Annotated in this window: 14 protein-coding genes and 1 pseudogene; 4 read left to right on the plus strand and 11 right to left on the minus strand. The window is 68.9% G+C overall.

Going from position 1 to position 15,242, the window contains the following annotated elements; all coding sequences use genetic code 11:
* Position 1: 1 nt before the first annotated feature.
* From EKE94_RS06300 to tldD, 11 genes and pseudogenes are all read right to left on the minus strand, one after another.
* Positions 2-733, minus strand: coding sequence for an SDR family oxidoreductase (locus tag EKE94_RS06300; RefSeq protein WP_127905755.1), 732 nt, complete (start codon positions 731-733; stop codon positions 2-4).
* Positions 730-2,049: an FAD-binding oxidoreductase gene (locus tag EKE94_RS06305; RefSeq protein ID WP_127905756.1), complete on the minus strand. Its 1,320-nt coding sequence runs from the start codon at positions 2,047-2,049 to the stop codon at positions 730-732. The genes EKE94_RS06300 and EKE94_RS06305 overlap by 4 nt, the downstream gene beginning before the upstream one ends.
* Positions 2,036-3,076 (minus strand): lysylphosphatidylglycerol synthase transmembrane domain-containing protein, encoded by a 1,041-nt coding sequence (locus EKE94_RS06310; protein WP_127905757.1) that lies wholly within the window; start codon positions 3,074-3,076, stop codon positions 2,036-2,038. Before EKE94_RS06310 ends, EKE94_RS06305 begins: the two co-directional genes overlap by 14 nt.
* Positions 3,077-3,286: 210 nt before the next feature.
* Entirely contained in the window at positions 3,287-3,577 is a 291-nt protein-coding gene (locus EKE94_RS06315; RefSeq protein WP_235855916.1) for a GNAT family N-acetyltransferase, read from the minus strand.
* Positions 3,570-4,196, minus strand: coding sequence for a 3-oxoacid CoA-transferase subunit B (locus EKE94_RS06320; protein WP_127905759.1), 627 nt, complete (start codon positions 4,194-4,196; stop codon positions 3,570-3,572). Before EKE94_RS06320 ends, EKE94_RS06315 begins: the two co-directional genes overlap by 8 nt.
* A gap of 12 nt (positions 4,197-4,208) precedes the next feature.
* Positions 4,209-5,252 carry a PAS domain-containing protein gene (locus tag EKE94_RS06325; protein ID WP_127905760.1) on the minus strand — a complete coding sequence of 348 codons (1,044 nt, stop codon included), beginning with the start codon at positions 5,250-5,252 and terminating at the stop codon, positions 4,209-4,211.
* Positions 5,253-5,263: 11 nt separating this feature from the next.
* Complete coding sequence (locus EKE94_RS06330; RefSeq protein ID WP_127905761.1) at positions 5,264-5,959, minus strand: CoA transferase subunit A; 696 nt, start codon at positions 5,957-5,959, stop codon at positions 5,264-5,266.
* A 125-nt stretch (positions 5,960-6,084) separates the two neighbouring features.
* Complete coding sequence (gene topA / locus EKE94_RS06335; protein WP_127905762.1) at positions 6,085-8,817, minus strand: type I DNA topoisomerase; 2,733 nt, start codon at positions 8,815-8,817, stop codon at positions 6,085-6,087.
* A gap of 269 nt (positions 8,818-9,086) precedes the next feature.
* Positions 9,087-9,524 (minus strand): DprA-like winged helix domain-containing protein, encoded by a 438-nt coding sequence (locus tag EKE94_RS19265; RefSeq protein ID WP_456237824.1) that lies wholly within the window; start codon positions 9,522-9,524, stop codon positions 9,087-9,089.
* A 33-nt stretch (positions 9,525-9,557) separates the two neighbouring features.
* Positions 9,558-10,490: pseudogene (dprA, locus tag EKE94_RS19205) on the minus strand (DNA-processing protein DprA); the annotation flags it as partial.
* Between the two features lie 137 nt (positions 10,491-10,627).
* The gene (gene tldD, locus EKE94_RS06345) at positions 10,628-12,052 is read right to left on the minus strand and encodes a metalloprotease TldD (RefSeq protein WP_127905763.1); all 1,425 of its coding nucleotides are present in this window, start codon (positions 12,050-12,052) and stop codon (positions 10,628-10,630) included.
* A 258-nt stretch (positions 12,053-12,310) separates the two neighbouring features.
* On the opposite strand from tldD, the gene coxB reads away from it, so the two are divergent.
* From coxB to EKE94_RS06365, 4 genes are all read left to right on the plus strand, one after another.
* Entirely contained in the window at positions 12,311-13,270 is a 960-nt protein-coding gene (coxB, locus tag EKE94_RS06350; RefSeq protein WP_127905764.1) for a cytochrome c oxidase subunit II, read from the plus strand.
* A gap of 181 nt (positions 13,271-13,451) precedes the next feature.
* Complete coding sequence (gene cyoE / locus EKE94_RS06355) at positions 13,452-14,393, plus strand: heme o synthase (protein WP_127905765.1); 942 nt, start codon at positions 13,452-13,454, stop codon at positions 14,391-14,393.
* Complete coding sequence (locus EKE94_RS06360; RefSeq protein ID WP_127905766.1) at positions 14,393-14,632, plus strand: hypothetical protein; 240 nt, start codon at positions 14,393-14,395, stop codon at positions 14,630-14,632. Before cyoE ends, EKE94_RS06360 begins: the two co-directional genes overlap by 1 nt.
* On the plus strand, positions 14,629-15,222 hold the full coding sequence (locus EKE94_RS06365; protein ID WP_127905767.1) for a cytochrome c oxidase assembly protein: 594 nt from the start codon (positions 14,629-14,631) through the stop codon (positions 15,220-15,222). The genes EKE94_RS06360 and EKE94_RS06365 overlap by 4 nt, the downstream gene beginning before the upstream one ends.
* Positions 15,223-15,242 lie beyond the last annotated feature (20 nt).

A 15,242-nucleotide genomic window follows, 5' to 3' on the forward strand; every position in this document is an offset into this window, starting at 1 on the left:
GTCAGATCTTCAGCTTCTTGAAGATCGGCTCGGGGATCGCGCGGATGATCGCCATGATCGCCCGCCAGAAGCCCGGGACGTAGATCACGTTGCGCCGTGCCTCGACCCCCTTCAGGATTGCCGCCGCCACCGCCTCGGGCGAGGCGACGAGGAACATGCCGCCCAGGCCCCAGGTCATCGCCGTGTCGACGAAACCGGGCTTGACCGTCATCACGTGACCGCCGCGCCGCGCCAGCCTGTTGCGCAGGCCCGACAGGTATGTGGCAAAGGCGGCCTTGGAGGCGCCGTAGACGTAGTTGCCCAGGCGCCCGCGATCGCCCGCGACCGACCCGACGCCGACGATGACGCCCGTGCCCTGCGCCTCGATCCTCGGGGCCAGCAGTGACAGTACGCGGGCGGGGCCGGTGAAGTTGGTCTCGCACACCGCGGCGATCAGGGCCGGGTCGGCGTCGATCGCGGACTGGTCGGGCATGGCGCCGGCGAAGACGGCGGCATTGACCGGCCCCTCGCCCAGATTCTCGAATAGCGCGGCAAAGCCCTCGGGCCGGCGCGCATCGAAGGCGACGGCGCGGGCAAAACCGGCACCGCGCAGCCGCAGGTCGCGGGCCTGCTGTTCGGCCTCGTCGAGATCGCGCGCGGCCAGCACCAGCCCTGCGCCGCGGTCGGCCAGCGCCCGGGCGAAGGCACGCGCCATGGCCGAGGTCGCGCCGAGGATGATCCATGTCTCGGTCATTCAGACGCCTCGCGCAGGCGCAGACGACGGACGAGATCGGTGGCGAAGACCCCGTCAGGGTCGGCCTGCCGAACCGCGTCGGCCCATTGTGACAGAGCGGGGTACATCCGCGCGACGCGCTCGGGCGCGGCAAGCGCGTCCTTGGCCAGGTAGACGCGGCCCCCGGATGCGACCACGCGCGCTTCGAGCCTGTCGATCAACTCGGCCGCCTCGGGCCGGTTGCGCAGGTCCAGCGCCAGGGTCCAGCCCGCCATCGGAAAGGACAGATCGCCCGCCCGCCCGTCGCCCAGCCGCTTGAGCACGGCCAGGGGCGAGGCAAGCTTCGAAGCCGCGACATCCTCCAGCAGTTCGCGCAGCCGGGCGTCGGATCCATGCGGCAGGACGCACTGGAACTGGTGAAACCCGCGCCGTCCGTAAAGCCGGTTCCACGCCGAGATCCGGTCGAGCGGGAAGAAGAACTCCGGCAGGGCGCGCTGCCGGTCGCGTCCGTCTGCGGGCACGCGTGACAGGTAGGCGGCGTTGAAGGCGCGCACCACGGGCGCGGAAAGCAGCGCGCCGGGGGCGTCGAAGGGCACTGTCGCCGGGGCGCGGGGCGATACTGGCGGCGGCGCGCCTGCCGCGATCTCGGCCTCTTCCAGAATGCCGCGCCCGAGACCCGCGCCGCGGGCGGTGGCGTCGATCCAGCCCACGCAATAGGTGGCGCGACTTTCGCCAAGGCGGTCGAGGAACGTGTCGAGCCCCGCAATCCGGCTTTCGCGCACCTGCACGGCCTGGCCGGGGCAGGGGGCAAGGCGCAGCCCGACGTCGAGGATCACGCCGGTCTGGCCCAGCCCCCCCACTGTCGCACGGAAGAGGTCCGAGCCGGGGCGCACCTCGCGCGCCACGCCATCGGCGCCCAGCAGCCGCAGCCACGTCACATGCTGGCCGAAGCTGCCGGCGCCATGATGGTTCTTGCCGTGCACGTCGTTCGCGATGGCGCCGCCCAGTGTCACCGCGCCGGTGCCGGGCAGCACCGGCGGCATCCAGCCGCGCGGCGCGAAGAGACGCAGAAGCGCGCCCAGCGTCACGCCTGCCTCGGCGGTCAGTTCGCCGGTCTCGGGATCGAAATCCGACACCCGGTCCAGCCGCGTCATGCGGATCGCCGCGCCGTCGCCATTCAGGCAGGCATCGCCGTAGGAGCGCGCGTTGCCGATGGCGGGGCAGGGCATGTCGTGCAGGATCGCCGCCAGATCCGCCCGCTTTTCCGGCCGGGCCAGCCGCCCGTGCGCGCGCAGGGCCCGGCCCCAGCCGTGCCACTCTCCCTCAGACCAGCGCATGGCGTCCGTCCCGGCTGTGGGCCTCGGCCAGGGGAAACAGAGCGACCCCGATCGCCACCGCGAACCACAGGGTCGCGATGCGGGCGATCGCGGTGGCGGGAAGGGCGGTGTCCAGCGGAACGCCCGCGGCGGCCAGAAGGGCGATCATCGCGGCCTCGGCCCCGCCGATCCCACCGGGTGCGCCTGTCAGCCCGCCCGCCAGCGTGGCGAAGACGAAGATACCCGCCGCCTGCCACAGCCCGATCTCGGCGCCGAGCCAGTGCAGCAGAAGGTGGAAGCCCACAGCCTCGGCCAGCCATCCCACGAGCCCCAGGGCCAGCACGGGCACCAGCACCCGCGGCCGCCAAAGCCGCGCGGCGGACCGCGCCGCCCGGCGCCCCCGGGCAAAGATGCGTGCGCCGCGTCCGGTCAGGCGATAGCCTGCGGCGGCGAGGGCCATCAGCACCTCGGGCCGGGTTGCCAGCCCGGCCAGCGCCAGCGCGCCGGCAACCGTCGCGGTCCCGGCGGCCAGCGGTGCCCCCCCGGCCACCCCCCCTGCCAGCCCCGCGGCCGGGCCCAGGCAGGCGGCTAGCAGCAGCGCCATCGCCGCCAGGTCGCCCGCCCGGTCCGCCAGCGCCAGCGGCGCGGCCCGGTCCAGCGGGGCGCCCGTCGCGGTGGCGGTCCAGCGCAGACGGACCAGTTCGCCGACGCGCCCCGGGGTGACGGCCATCGCCAGCCCGGCGATGAAATGCAGAACCGATATGGGCAGGGGCAGCCGCAACCCCGCACCGCCCAGCAGCACGTGCCAGCGCACCCCGCGGGCGAGGTAGTTGATCAGGCTGAGGCCAAGGAGGACGGCGATCTCGGCAGGACCGAGCCGCGCCAACTGCGCGCCGATCTCCTGCCAGCCCGTGGCCCGGGCAAGCCCCGCAAGCCCGATCACCAGAAGGACCGCAGTCCCGGCCAGCACCCAGACATCGCGACGCCGTCGGAAGACGGCGCGCGACGCAGGCACGCAATCGGCGGCAGAGAGGACAGGGCGGGTCATACGGTCACGGCCCTTAGAAACCAATTCCGGCGACAATAAGGTCATCTTGGCCTTTGCGGAATCGATTTTGCAGCGGTGGGGCACCGTCTGCGCAACCAGGGAAACCCCGGGCCCGCTTTCCGCCAAGGGGGCCAGCGGGAGGGCGGTCCGGCAAGCCCGCGATGTAGCGGGCACGGGATAAACCGGCCCGGGAACCGCCGGGCGGGGAGATCAAAGTTCGATCACGTCCTGCCAGTCGGCGTGACGCTGTCCCATGGCGCGGACGAAGGGGCAGGTCGGCACCACGGTCAATCCCTCGGCACGGGCATCCTCGACCATCCGCGCGACCAGCGCCCGACCGAGGCCTCGCCCCTCCAGCGCGGAAGGCACCCCGGTGTGGTCGGCGATGATCCGGGCCGGGGACAGGCGGCTGTAGGTCAGCTCGGCCTCCTGCCCGTCGACCTGCAGGACCCAGCGCCCGCGCGTGTCGCTGTCTTCGCGGGTGATGCGTGGTTCAGACAAGGGTGGCCTCGGTCGCGGCGCGGATATCATCCTCGGACACGCCGGGGGCGGTCTCGACGATCCTGAGCCCGCCCTCGACCACGTCGAGAACGCCCAGGTTGGTGATGATCCGATCGACGACCCCGGTACCGGTCAGCGGCAGCGTGCAGTCGTGCAGCAGCTTCGAATCGCCCTTCTTGTTCTGATGATCCATCACCACGACCACGCGCTTGACCCCGGCGACGAGGTCCATCGCTCCGCCCATGCCCTTGACCAGCTTGCCGGGGATCATCCAGTTCGCCAGGTCGCCGTTCTCGGCCACCTCCATCGCGCCCAGGATCGCCATCGCGATCTTGCCACCGCGGATCATGCCGAAGCTGGTGGCGCTGTCGAAATAGGCGGTCTTGGGGATCTCGGTGATCGTCTGCTTGCCCGCGTTGATCAGGTCGGGATCGACGGCATCCTCGGTCGGGAAGGGGCCCATGCCCAGCATCCCGTTTTCGGATTGCAGCGTCACCTCCATCCCCTCGGGGATGTAGTTGGCGACCAGCGTGGGGATGCCGATGCCGAGATTGACGTACATCCCGTCCTCAAGCTCCTGCGCGGCGCGCTCGGCCATCTGATTGCGATCCCAGGCCATGCCCGTCCCTCCCTATTCCTTTTGCGTCTCGCCGACGCGCGGCACGTCGACCGAGATAACGGTGCCCGCGGCCCCGCGTGCCACGTTGAGCGACCCGCCGAGACTGTCGACCATGCCCGCGATCAGCCGCCCGCCGAGCGACCCGGGCTGCGGCCATACCTTGCCCTCGGGCATGCCGACGCCGTCGTCCGACACGCTCAGCCGCAGGCCCCCCTGGGCAAGGGCGGCCATCTTTACATCGACCAGCCCTTCGCGGCGGCCCTCGAAGGCGTGCTGGAACGCGTTGGTCAGCACCTCCGACAGGATCAGGCCAAGCTGCGTGGCGGTGTGCACCGGCGCTTCGAGCGGTTCGACCGCAACGTTGACACGCACGCCCGGACGCCCGGCGATGTGCGACACGGCGTTGGAGATGCGCGACAGGTAGCTGCCCAGCGGGATCGCATCGCGGTTATGGGTCTCATCCGCGCTCGACATCTCTTCGTAGAGCAGCTGGAGGCTTTCGATGCGGCGCGCCAGCGCCGAAAACTGGGTGGGGTCGGAGGAATCGCGCGACTGCATCCGGATCATGCCGATGATCATCGACAGGTGGTTCTTCACCCGGTGCTGGATCTCGCGCAGTTGCGAATCCACCGCCTCCGCCGCTTCGGCCGCACGGCCGTCGCGGGCCAATTGCAGGCCGACGAACAGGGCGCAGTCTTCGTCCCCGTCGTGGATCGGCGACACGATCAGCTGGTTCTTGAACTCCGTCCCGTCGGCCCGGTAATTCGTGATCTCGACCGAGACCTCCTTGCAGTTCCCAATCGCATCGCGAAGCTTCTGGACTTTGGCCGAGTCGGTGTCGGGTCCTTGCAGGAACCGGCAGTTCCGCCCCAGGGCCGCGCTGCGGGAATAGCCCGTGACCCTTTCGAACGCCTCGTTGACGTAGACGATCGGGTTATCCTCAAGCCGCGGGTTCGTGATCACCATCGCGATGCGCGAGCGGGAGAAGCCGGCCAGCGCCTGGCCGTCGTCGATTTCGGAGAGGGGGAAGGCGGGGGTCTGTTCGGTATCTGGCATCGCAGTCTCCTTCAGGCTGCGCGAACTGTCCGCTGCTCGATACGCTTCTCGTGTTCACCCTGGATCAGGCGGTGCACGTAGATCCCCGGCAGGTGGATCGCGTCTCCATCGAGCGATCCGCGCGGCACGATCTCTTCGACCTCGGCGACACAGACCTTGCCGCACATCGCGGCCACGGGATTGAAATTGCGGGCGGTCTTGCGAAAGACGAGGTTGCCGGTCTCGTCGGCCTTCCAGGCCTTGACGATGGACAGATCGGCGACGATCCCGCGTTCCAGGATATAGGTTTCGCCGTCGAAGTCCTTGTGTTCCTTGCCCTCGGCGATCAGCGTTCCGACCCCCGTCTTGGTATAGAACCCCGGGATGCCCGATCCGCCCGCGCGCATGCGCTCGGCCAGCGTGCCCTGGGGGTTGAATTCAAGCTCCAGCTCCTCCGACAGGTACTGGCGCATGAACTCGGCATTCTCGCCGACATAGGACGAGATCATCTTTTTCACCTGCTTGCTTTGCAGCAGCACGCCCAGTCCGAAATCGTCGACGCCCGCGTTGTTCGAGGCAAAGGTCAGATCCCGGGTTCCCGCGGCGCGGATCGCGTCGATCAGAAGCTCCGGAATGCCGCAGAGGCCGAAGCCGCCGGCGGCAATGAACATGCCGTCGAAAAGCAGGCCGTCCAGGGCCTCCTGCGCGGATCCAAAGACCTTTTTCATGACGTCCCCCACCTCTTGCGTCCGAAATCGAGTATCCGAACCGAGCGGACGAAAGTCAATTCGAAGCCCGGCCGCGGCCAATTTCCGGCCCTTGTTTAAACTGGTTTATCCGGGGTCGGGGCCGATCAAGCCGCTCCGTCGTCGGAGGACGATCCCCCGTCTGCGGGGCGGGTCTTCTTTGCTGCCGTCTTGCGCGGGGTGGCCGATTTCGAGGCCGTCGTCTTGGTGCCCGCCGCGGACTTTGTCGCCGCGGACTTGGTCGCCGCTGTCTTCTTGGCGGTCGCCGTCTTCGCCGCGGGTTTCTTCGCTGCAGGCTTCTTGGCCGCCGTCTTCTTCGGCGCGGCTTTCTTCTTTGCCGGAGCCTTCTTGCCGCTCTTGGCGGCCTTCTCGGCGATCAGCTGAACAGCCTGGTCCATCGTCACCGCTTCGGGTTCGATGTCCTTGGGCAGGGTGGCGTTGACCTTCTGCCACTTGACGTAGGGGCCGTATCGACCGGACATCACCTGCACCGGGCCGCCTGCCTCGGGGTGCTCGCCCAGCTCTTTCAGCGGCGCGGCGGCGGTCCGGCCCCGGCCGCGGCTGGCCTTCTTGGCCAGCTCCTCGACCGCACGGTTCATGCCGATGTGGAAGACGTCGTCGACCTCTTCGAGGTTGGCATAGATGCGCCCGTGCTTGACGTAAGGCCCATAGCGGCCGATCCCCGCCTCGACCAGTTCGCCATCCTCGGGGTGGGGGCCGATCTCGCGCGGCAGGCTCAGCAGCATCAGCGCGCGCTCAAGGTCGATCTCGGAAATCTCCCACCCCTTGGGCAGGCTGGCGCGCGGCGGCTTGGGCTGTTCCTCGGTGGGCTCGCCGCGTTGCACATAAGGTCCGAAGCGGCCCTTGCGCAGCGTGATGGTGTCGCCCTTGTCCTCGCCAAGGATCTTGCCGTCGGGACCGATCTCGTCGCCTGCCTCCATGCCCGGGGGGCCGAAGGGGCGGGTAAAGCGGCACTCGGGGTAGTTCGAGCAGCCGATGAACGCCCCGCCCGAGCGCGCGGTGCGCACCGACAGGCGGCCTTCGCCGCAATGCGGGCAAAGGCGCGGGTCGCTTCCGTCCTCGGTGGGCGGGAACAGGTGCGGTTCGAGCACCTCGTTGATCTTTTCCAGCACGTCGGTGATGCGCAGCTCGCTGGTCTCGGCGATGGCGGCCGAGAAATCGCGCCAGAACTGCCGCAACACCTCCTTGTAGTCGCGGTCGCCCGCGCTCACGTCGTCAAGCTGCTCTTCCAGCTCGGCGGTGAAATCGTACTCGACGTAGCGGCGGAAGTAGTTCGACAGGAAGGCCGTCACCAGCCGGCCCTTGTCCTCGGGGATCAGTCGCCCCTTGTCCTTGCGGACGTATTCGCGGTCCTGGATCGTGGTGACGATGCTGGCATAGGTCGAGGGGCGGCCGATGCCCAGCTCTTCCATCCGCTTGACCAGCGTCGCCTCGGTGTAGCGCGGCGGCGGCTGGGTGAAGTGCTGTTCGGGCGTCACGCCCTGCTTCTTCGCGGCCTCGCCTTCGTGGATCTGCGGCAGACGCTTGTCGTCGTCGTCGATGACGCTGTCGTCGCGGCCCTCTTCATAGACCCGGATGAAGCCGTCGAAGGTGACGACCTGGCCCGTGGCGCGCAGCACGACCTCGCCATCCTGCGAGGCGACGTCGACCGTGGTGCGTTCCAGCCGCGCGGCTTCCATCTGGCTGGCGATCGTGCGCTTCCAGATCAGGTCGTAAAGCTTGCGCTGGTCGGCGTCGGTGATCCGCAGCGACGCGGCGTCGCGCGACATGTCGGTCGGGCGCACGCATTCGTGCGCCTCCTGCGCGTTCTTCGCCTTGTTCTTGTACATCCGCGGAGACTTCGGGACGTAGTTTTCGCCGAAGCGGTCCTTGATCGCGTCGCGTGCGGCCATCACCGCCTCGGGCGCCATGTCGATGCCGTCGGTCCGCATGTAGGTGATGTGCCCGGCCTCGTAGAGCCTTTGCGCCGCGCTCATGGTCTGGCGCGCGCCCATGCCGAACTTGCGGCTGGCCTCCTGTTGCAGGGTCGAGGTCATGAAGGGCGCCGAGGGGTTGCGCGTGCCGGGCTTGGCCTCGACCGAGCTGACCGTCAGGTCGCGGCTCTGGATCGCCTGCACGGCCATCTCGGCCGAGGTCGAATCCTTCAGGCTGAAGCGTTCGAGCTTTTCGCCGGAAAGCTGGGTCAGCCGCGCCTCGAAGGTCTGGCCGCGCGGGGTTTCGAGGATCGCCTTGACGGTCCAGTATTCCTGCGCGCGGAACGCCTCGATCTCCATCTCGCGGTCGACGATCAGCCGCAGGCAGACCGACTGCACCCGGCCCGCCGACTTGGCGCCCGGCAGCTTGCGCCACAGCACGGGGCTGAGGTTGAACCCCACGAGGTAATCGAGCGCGCGGCGCGCCAGATAGGCCTCGACCAGCGGCGCATCGACCTGCCGGGGGCTTTTCATAGCCTCGGTCACGGCGGTCTTGGTGATCGCGTTGAAGACGACGCGGCTGACGGGCGTGTCCTTCTTGATGGCCTTGCGGTTGCGCAGCGCCTCTTCAAGGTGCCACGAAATCGCCTCGCCCTCGCGGTCGGGGTCGGTGGCGAGGATCAGCGCGTTGTCGTCCTTGAGCGCGTCCGCGATCGCCTTGACGTGCTTGCGGCTGTCGGTCGCGATCTCCCATGTCATGTCGAAATCATGCTCGGTATCGACCGAGCCGTCCTTCGGCGGCAGGTCCCGGACGTGGCCGTAGGACGCCAGAACGGTATAGTCGCTGCCGAGATACTTGTTGATTGTCTTTGCCTTGGCAGGCGATTCGACGACGACGACCGGCATGTGAGTCCTTTCGAGACTTTGGCGTGCGCTTAGGCGGCGCTAGATGTGGGGTCAGCCCCGTCCTTGTCAATCCACCGCGCTGCCGCAGGGTCCCTGACACTCGACCCGGCGCATCGCGCAAGGACGGCCTGCCGCCGCGGCGGTGCCGCAAGGGGTGTGGTGCGTGGGAGTAGCGTCGGCCCTGTCCGCGGAAGGCGGCCGGCGCGTATCAGGGCCCGCATTCCCGCGCCTTTGCGCTTCCGGCCCGAGCCTTGCACGACAGAGGTCGCTCAGCGGTCGGGCAGGCGGCTGAGGAACCCACCCGGGTGGCGCTCGATCCGGCCCTGCAATTCCAACGTCACGATTTCGGGAAGAACCCGCCCGGCGCTCAGCCCGATGTCTCGGATCAGGTGATCCTCCAGCACCGGGCTTGCGCCAAGATGGGACAGGATGTCGGCGTGCAGATCCCGGTTGCGGGAATTGGGGGCGGACTGGCCGGAGCCGGCGCCGGCCCCTCGGCTGGACGGCCCCGAGACCCGGGGGCCGGCCGTGGACGAGGGCCCGGACCGCGATGAGGTGGCCCGTGTTCCGGCGCCAGCAGACCGTGCGGCGTCATCGGGCGCGGTCTCGTCATGGTGCGCCGGGGCGGCGGGGTCCGCCGCTGGTCGCGCATCCTGCCTGCGCCGGCGCTTCAACGGCACCACCTGACCTCTGCCGTCACGCGTCACGGATCCGTCGGGATCGGCGCCGGTGTCGGGCAGGGGAAGGTCTGGTTGTGGCGGGGCGGGGCACGCGGCCTCGGCGGGGCCCAGAGCCTCGAGCACATCGGCGGCGTTGCGCACCAGCGTCGCGCCGTCCCGAAGCAGCATGTTGCAGCCCGCGGCGCGTGCGTCGAAGGGATGGCCGGGCACCGCCAGCACGTCGCGCCCGATATCGAGCGCGTCGCGCGCGGTGATCAGACTGCCCGACTTGGCCGTCGCCTCGACGACCACAACGCCGCGGGCAAGCGCGGCGATCAGCCTGTTGCGGCGGGGAAAGTGGCGCGCCTGCGGTTGCAGGCCCATGGGCTGTTCGGTCAGCCGCAGCCCCGTTTCGCCGATCTCCTGCGCCAGCACAGCGTTTTCGGCCGGGTAGACGACGTCGACGCCGCCCGCCATCACCGCGATCGTGCCGGTGCGCAGGGCCGCCAGATGCGCCGCAGTATCGACGCCCCGCGCCAGGCCCGAGGTCACGACATAGCCTGCGGCACCCAGGTCTTCGGCCATCCGGCGCGCCATACGAAGCCCGAGCGACGAGGCATTGCGCGCGCCCACCATCGCCGCGCCGGGGCGGGCGGCCAGGTCGGTGTTTCCCAAGGCCCAGAGAATCGGGGGCGGGTCCGTCAGGTCCAGCAGCGCGGCGGGATAGTCCGGCATGCCCACGGTCAGCAGCCGCGCCCCGCTCAGGCGTCCGGCGCGCAGCTCGTGCGCGGCGACCTCTTCGGGGCAGGGGCGGTAATCGGTCAGGCCCGAATCGCGGGCGACTCCGGGCAGGGCATCCAGCGCGGCGGCGGCATCGCCGTGCTCGCGCATCAATCTGTAGAAGGTCGAGATCCCCACGCGTCTCGAGCGCAAGAGACGAAGCCAGAACAGCTTTTCTTCCTCGGAGTGGGGTGGGGTGAGGGGGGTCGGGGAAGGGATTAGATCCTCAGCCATTCTGGCTCCGTCGTCTTACGGGTACAACCATGCGGCGAACGGAGTTAACAGAAGGTGAATGGCGGGGCGGCGCGCGGGGAAAACTCGCAAGCCCGCGCGCCTGCTGGATTCTTTTTCCGAAAAGGCGGCCCCGGCGGTCAGCCCGCGGCGCTGCCGCCCACGGTCAGTCCGCCGATCAGCAGGGTGGGCTGCCCCACGCCCACCGGCACCCACTGGCCGGCCTTGCCGCAATTGCCGATTCCCGGGTCCAGCGCCATGTCGTTGCCGACGCCGCGGATCTGGCCCAGGGCGGTGGGGCCGTCGCCGATCAGCGTGGCACCCTTGACCGGGGCGCCGACCTTGCCGTCCTTCACGCGATACGCCTCGGTGCAGGAGAAGACGAACTTGCCGGAGGTGATGTCGACCTGTCCGCCGCCGAATCCCACGGCCCAGATGCCGTCCTTCAGATCGCCCAGAAGCGCGCCGGGATCGGCGTCGCCGCCCAGCATGTAGGTGTTGGTCATCCGTGGCATCGGCGGGTGGGCATAGCTTTCCCGCCGGCCGTTGCCGGTGGCTTCGGCGCCCATAAGCCGCGCGTTCTGGCGGTCCTGCATGTAGCCCACGAGGATACCGTCCTCGATCAGGACGTTCTTGCCCGAGGGCGTGCCCTCGTCGTCGACCGTCAGCGATCCGCGGCGGTCGGGGATCGTGCCGTCGTCCAGAACGGTGACCCCGGGCGCCGCGACGCGCTGCCCCATGAGCCCGGCGAAGGCCGAGCTCTTCTTGCGGTTGAAGTCGCCCTCCAACCCGTGTCCCACGGCCTCGTGCAGCAGGATCCCCGGCCAGCCGGGGCCGAGCAGGACGTCGAGCACGCCGGCCGGCGCCGGTTCGGCGCGCAGGTTGACGTCGGCGATGCGCACCGCCTCGCGGACGAGACCCTGCCAATGGTCGCGCTCCATCAGGCCCGACAGGCCGAAGCGTCCGCCGCCGCCCATGCCGCCCTGTTCGCGGCGGCCGTTCTCTTCGATGATGACGGACACGTTCATCCGCGCCATGGGGCGGGTGTCGCTGACGCGCAGACCCTCGGGGCGCAGGATCTCGACCTCCTGGATCGAGGCGGCGAGGCTGGCAGAGACCTGCACCACCCGCGAATCGAGATCGCGGGCAAAGGCGTCGATCTCGCGCAGAAGGTCGATCTTTACCGGGAACGCCGCATCCGACAGGGGGTCGACGTCGCCGTAGAGCTTTCTGTTGGTCGGTACCGGCGGCGGGGCCATGGTGCCGCCGCCATCGCCCACAGCCAGCCGCGCGGTTTCGGCCGCACGCCGCAGGGCAGGGTCATCGATGCGCGAGGCATGGGCATAGCCCGCGGTGGCGCCACGCACGGCCCGCAGGCCGAATCCCTCGCTGGCGTCGTAGCTTGCGGTCTTCACCCGCCCGTCATCGAAGCTCAGCACCTCGGACCGGCGCCGTTCGAGAAACAGCTCGCCGTCATCGGCACCGGCGGTCGCATCGCGCAGGATGGCGAGCGCCTCGGGCTCGGCGATCTGGTCCTCGAACGGGCGAAAGGGGGTATCGATCATGCTGTCTCCTCGGCCCGGCGGCCATGACTTGGATCAAGAAGCGGCCGAATGCCGCAATGCTTTGGCTTGTTCCCGGGACCCTAATATGGTTTCAGATCACCGGGACACAACGGGAGGATGCCGCCCGCCGTCACCGCACGCCGCCGCCATCGTCGCGGCACGGTGCGGAAGACGCGGTTTGCGGCTGCTTCCGGCGGGCCTTGCCGCGCGGTGCGGACACCGCCCGCAGCCGATAACGATGCCGAACAGGATGGGCACATGCTGACACATTCTCTGCCGGGCTTTTTCGCCAGCACTTCCCGCCGTCTCGCCGCGTTTGCCGGCGCCGCCGTCGCGCTGGGCAGCGCCGGGGCGGCCGTCGCTCAGAACGCGGCCGAGGGCGAGGCCCTGCCGATCATCGGCAAACCGCACGACGGCGGGATCGGCTTCCAGCCGGCGGCCACCGACCTGGCGCGCGACCTGCATTCGCTGGACGGCATGCTGGTGGTGATCATCACCGCGATCACGCTGTTCGTCGTGGCGCTGCTGGCTATCGTGCTGGTGCGCTACAACCACCGCCGCAACCCGATCCCGGCGCGGTTCACCCACAACACCCCGGTCGAGATCACCTGGACGCTCGTCCCCATCGTGATCCTGCTGTTCATCGGCGCCTTCTCCCTGCCGGTCCTCTTCGATCAGCAGGAGATCCCCGAGGCCGACCTGACCATCAAGGCGACCGGCTACCAGTGGTACTGGGGCTACGAATATCCCGACGAAGGCATCGCCTTCGACAGCTTCATGATTGGGCAGGGCTCGAACTACGTCACGCCCGAGATCCGCGAAGAGCTCGAATCGCGCGGCTACACGGATGACGAGTTCAAGCTGGCCACCGACACCGCCGTCGTGATCCCGGTCGACACCACGGTCGTCGTGCAGGTCACCGCCGCCGACGTGATCCATTCCTGGACGATCCCGGCCTTCGGCGTGAAACAGGACGGCGTGCCCGGCCGCCTGGCCGAACTGTGGTTCGAAGCGGACACCGAGGGCGTGTATTTCGGCCAGTGCTCCGAGCTGTGCGGGATCAACCACGCCTACATGCCGATCACCGTGCATGTCGTGAGCCAGGAGGCCTACGACACGTGGCTGGCCGAGGCCAAGGAGCTGTATGCCGAGAACGGCACCGTGCCGCCGGCGCCGATGACCAAGTCGTCGGACGTGCAGCTGGCGCTGGCCGACTGATCGCGGCACTCCGGTCGCGGGCGGCTGACCGCAGTCGCCCCACCGCACACGCAACCGTCGTGCGGGCCGTTCGGGCCCGCGCCATGTCAGGCACCCGAGGCTTCGACCCGCGCGCCCACCGGGCATCGGGACGCAAGCCGGGCACTTACACCAGGGCGGTCCGGCCGCCAGCGGAAGACATATGACCGACGCAACCCTTCACGAAGCCTATGACAGCGCCCTGCCCGGCGAGGCGCAGTTCGGCGATTACCTCGCGCTTCTCAAGCCGCGGGTCATGTCGCTGGTCGTGTTCACCGCGCTGGTCGGTTTGATCGTCGCACCGGGATCGATGCACCCGATCGAGGCCTTCGCCAGCGTGTTGTTCATCGCCATCGGCGGCGGCGCCTCGGGGGCGCTGAACATGTGGTGGGACAGCGACATCGACGCCGTGATGAAGCGCACGCAGGGCCGTCCGATCCCGTCGGGCCGGGTCGGCCGGGACGAGGCGCTGGCCATCGGGCTGGCGCTGTCGGGCTTTTCCGTCGTGATGCTGGGGCTGGCCGCGAATGCCGCCGCGGCGGCCGGTCTCGCCTTCACCATCTTCTTCTACGTCGTGGTCTACTCGATGTGGCTGAAACGCTCGACACCGCAGAACATCGTCATCGGCGGCGCCGCGGGCGCCTTTCCCCCGATGATCGGCTGGATCGCAGCAACCGGCACGCTGTCGATCGAACCCGTCCTGATGTTCCTGCTGATCTTCATGTGGACGCCGCCGCATTTCTGGGCGCTCGCCCTCTTCATGCGGTCGGATTACGACGACGCCGGCGTGCCGATGTTGACCGTGACCCATGGCCGCCGCAAGACCCGCGCCCACATCCTGGCCTATACCCTGCTGCTGTGCCCCGTCGCGCTGGCGCTGGCGTTCAGCCCGGTTGGCGGCCCCGCGACGCTTGCCACCGCGATCCTGTGCAACGCATGGTTCGTCAAGGGCGCGGTCACGCTTTGGCGCCGCGACGAAGAGATCGCTGCCGCCGACGGCTACAAGGCCGAGAAATCGGTGTTCCGCTTCTCGCTGCTCTACACCTTCGCGCATTTCGGCGCGCTGCTCGTGGATGCCGCGCTCAGGACCGGAGGTCTGATTTGATGCCGATCAATCCCACCCACCCGATGCACGCCCGCCGCCTGTCCCGCAACGTGGGGCTGGGGCTCGTGCTGGCCTTCTTCGTCGCGCTCGTCTTCGCGCTGACCGTGGTCAAGGTCCAGCGCCTGGGCCCCATCGAATCGCCTGAGCAGGCGCTGCAATCCGCAGCCCCCGCCGGCGCCGGCCCCGCCGAGACGACGGTCAGCCCCGATGTCATGCCGGCCGAGGATGCGACGCGATGAAACTGGAACCGACGACCAAGACCGCGCTCGGCGCCGTGGCCGTCATCCTCTTCATGGGGTCGATGGCGTGGGCGGCGGTGCCGTTCTATTCCTGGTTCTGCCGTGTCACCGGCTTCGGCGGCGTGACCTCGACCGCCGAGGCGGGGTCGGACACGGTGCTGGACGAAACCATCACCGTGCGGTTCGACAGCAACCTCGACCGCGACATGCCGTGGGAGTTCCGCCCCAAGGTACGCGAGATGGAGCTGAAGATCGGCGAGACCGGGCTGGCCTTCTACGAGGCCTACAACCCCACCGACCATCCCGTGGCGGGGCAGGCGACCTATAACGTCGCCCCCTACGAGGCCGGTGGCTTCTTCACCAAGATCGACTGTTTCTGCTTTACCGAACAGGTGCTGCAGCCGGGCGAGCGGGTGGACATGCCGGTGACCTTCTACGTCGACCCCGAGATCACCACCGACCGCGACGCGAAGTTTGTCAAACACATCACCCTGTCCTACACATTCTACGAGATCGACCTGCCGCAAGAACAGGCGAGCCTCACCGGCGGGGCCGAAAGCCCGGCAGCTGCAGCGACAGATATAAACTAGCCCCCAAAGGGACGACCTCA

This window comes from Mesobaculum littorinae (genome assembly GCF_004011175.1).
In the GTDB taxonomy this organism is placed as follows: Bacteria; Pseudomonadota; Alphaproteobacteria; order Rhodobacterales; family Rhodobacteraceae; genus Tranquillimonas; species Tranquillimonas littorinae.

Excerpts from the sequence above, each read along its gene's own strand:
- EKE94_RS06300 (WP_127905755.1), bottom strand. The coding sequence starts at position 733 with ATGACCGAGACATGGATCATCCTCGGCGCGACCTCGGCCATGGCGCGT.
- EKE94_RS06305 (WP_127905756.1), bottom strand. The coding sequence starts at position 2,049 with ATGCGCTGGTCTGAGGGAGAGTGGCACGGCTGGGGCCGGGCCCTGCGC.
- EKE94_RS06310 (WP_127905757.1), bottom strand. The coding sequence starts at position 3,076 with ATGACCCGCCCTGTCCTCTCTGCCGCCGATTGCGTGCCTGCGTCGCGC.
- EKE94_RS06320 (WP_127905759.1), bottom strand. The coding sequence starts at position 4,196 with ATGGCCTGGGATCGCAATCAGATGGCCGAGCGCGCCGCGCAGGAGCTT.
- EKE94_RS06325 (WP_127905760.1), bottom strand. The coding sequence starts at position 5,252 with ATGCCAGATACCGAACAGACCCCCGCCTTCCCCCTCTCCGAAATCGAC.
- EKE94_RS06330 (WP_127905761.1), bottom strand. The coding sequence starts at position 5,959 with ATGAAAAAGGTCTTTGGATCCGCGCAGGAGGCCCTGGACGGCCTGCTT.
- topA (WP_127905762.1), bottom strand. The coding sequence starts at position 8,817 with ATGCCGGTCGTCGTCGTCGAATCGCCTGCCAAGGCAAAGACAATCAAC.
- tldD (WP_127905763.1), bottom strand. The coding sequence starts at position 12,052 with ATGATCGATACCCCCTTTCGCCCGTTCGAGGACCAGATCGCCGAGCCC.
- coxB (WP_127905764.1), top strand. The coding sequence starts at position 12,311 with ATGCTGACACATTCTCTGCCGGGCTTTTTCGCCAGCACTTCCCGCCGT.
- cyoE (WP_127905765.1), top strand. The coding sequence starts at position 13,452 with ATGACCGACGCAACCCTTCACGAAGCCTATGACAGCGCCCTGCCCGGC.
- EKE94_RS06360 (WP_127905766.1), top strand. The coding sequence starts at position 14,393 with ATGCCGATCAATCCCACCCACCCGATGCACGCCCGCCGCCTGTCCCGC.
- EKE94_RS06365 (WP_127905767.1), top strand. The coding sequence starts at position 14,629 with ATGAAACTGGAACCGACGACCAAGACCGCGCTCGGCGCCGTGGCCGTC.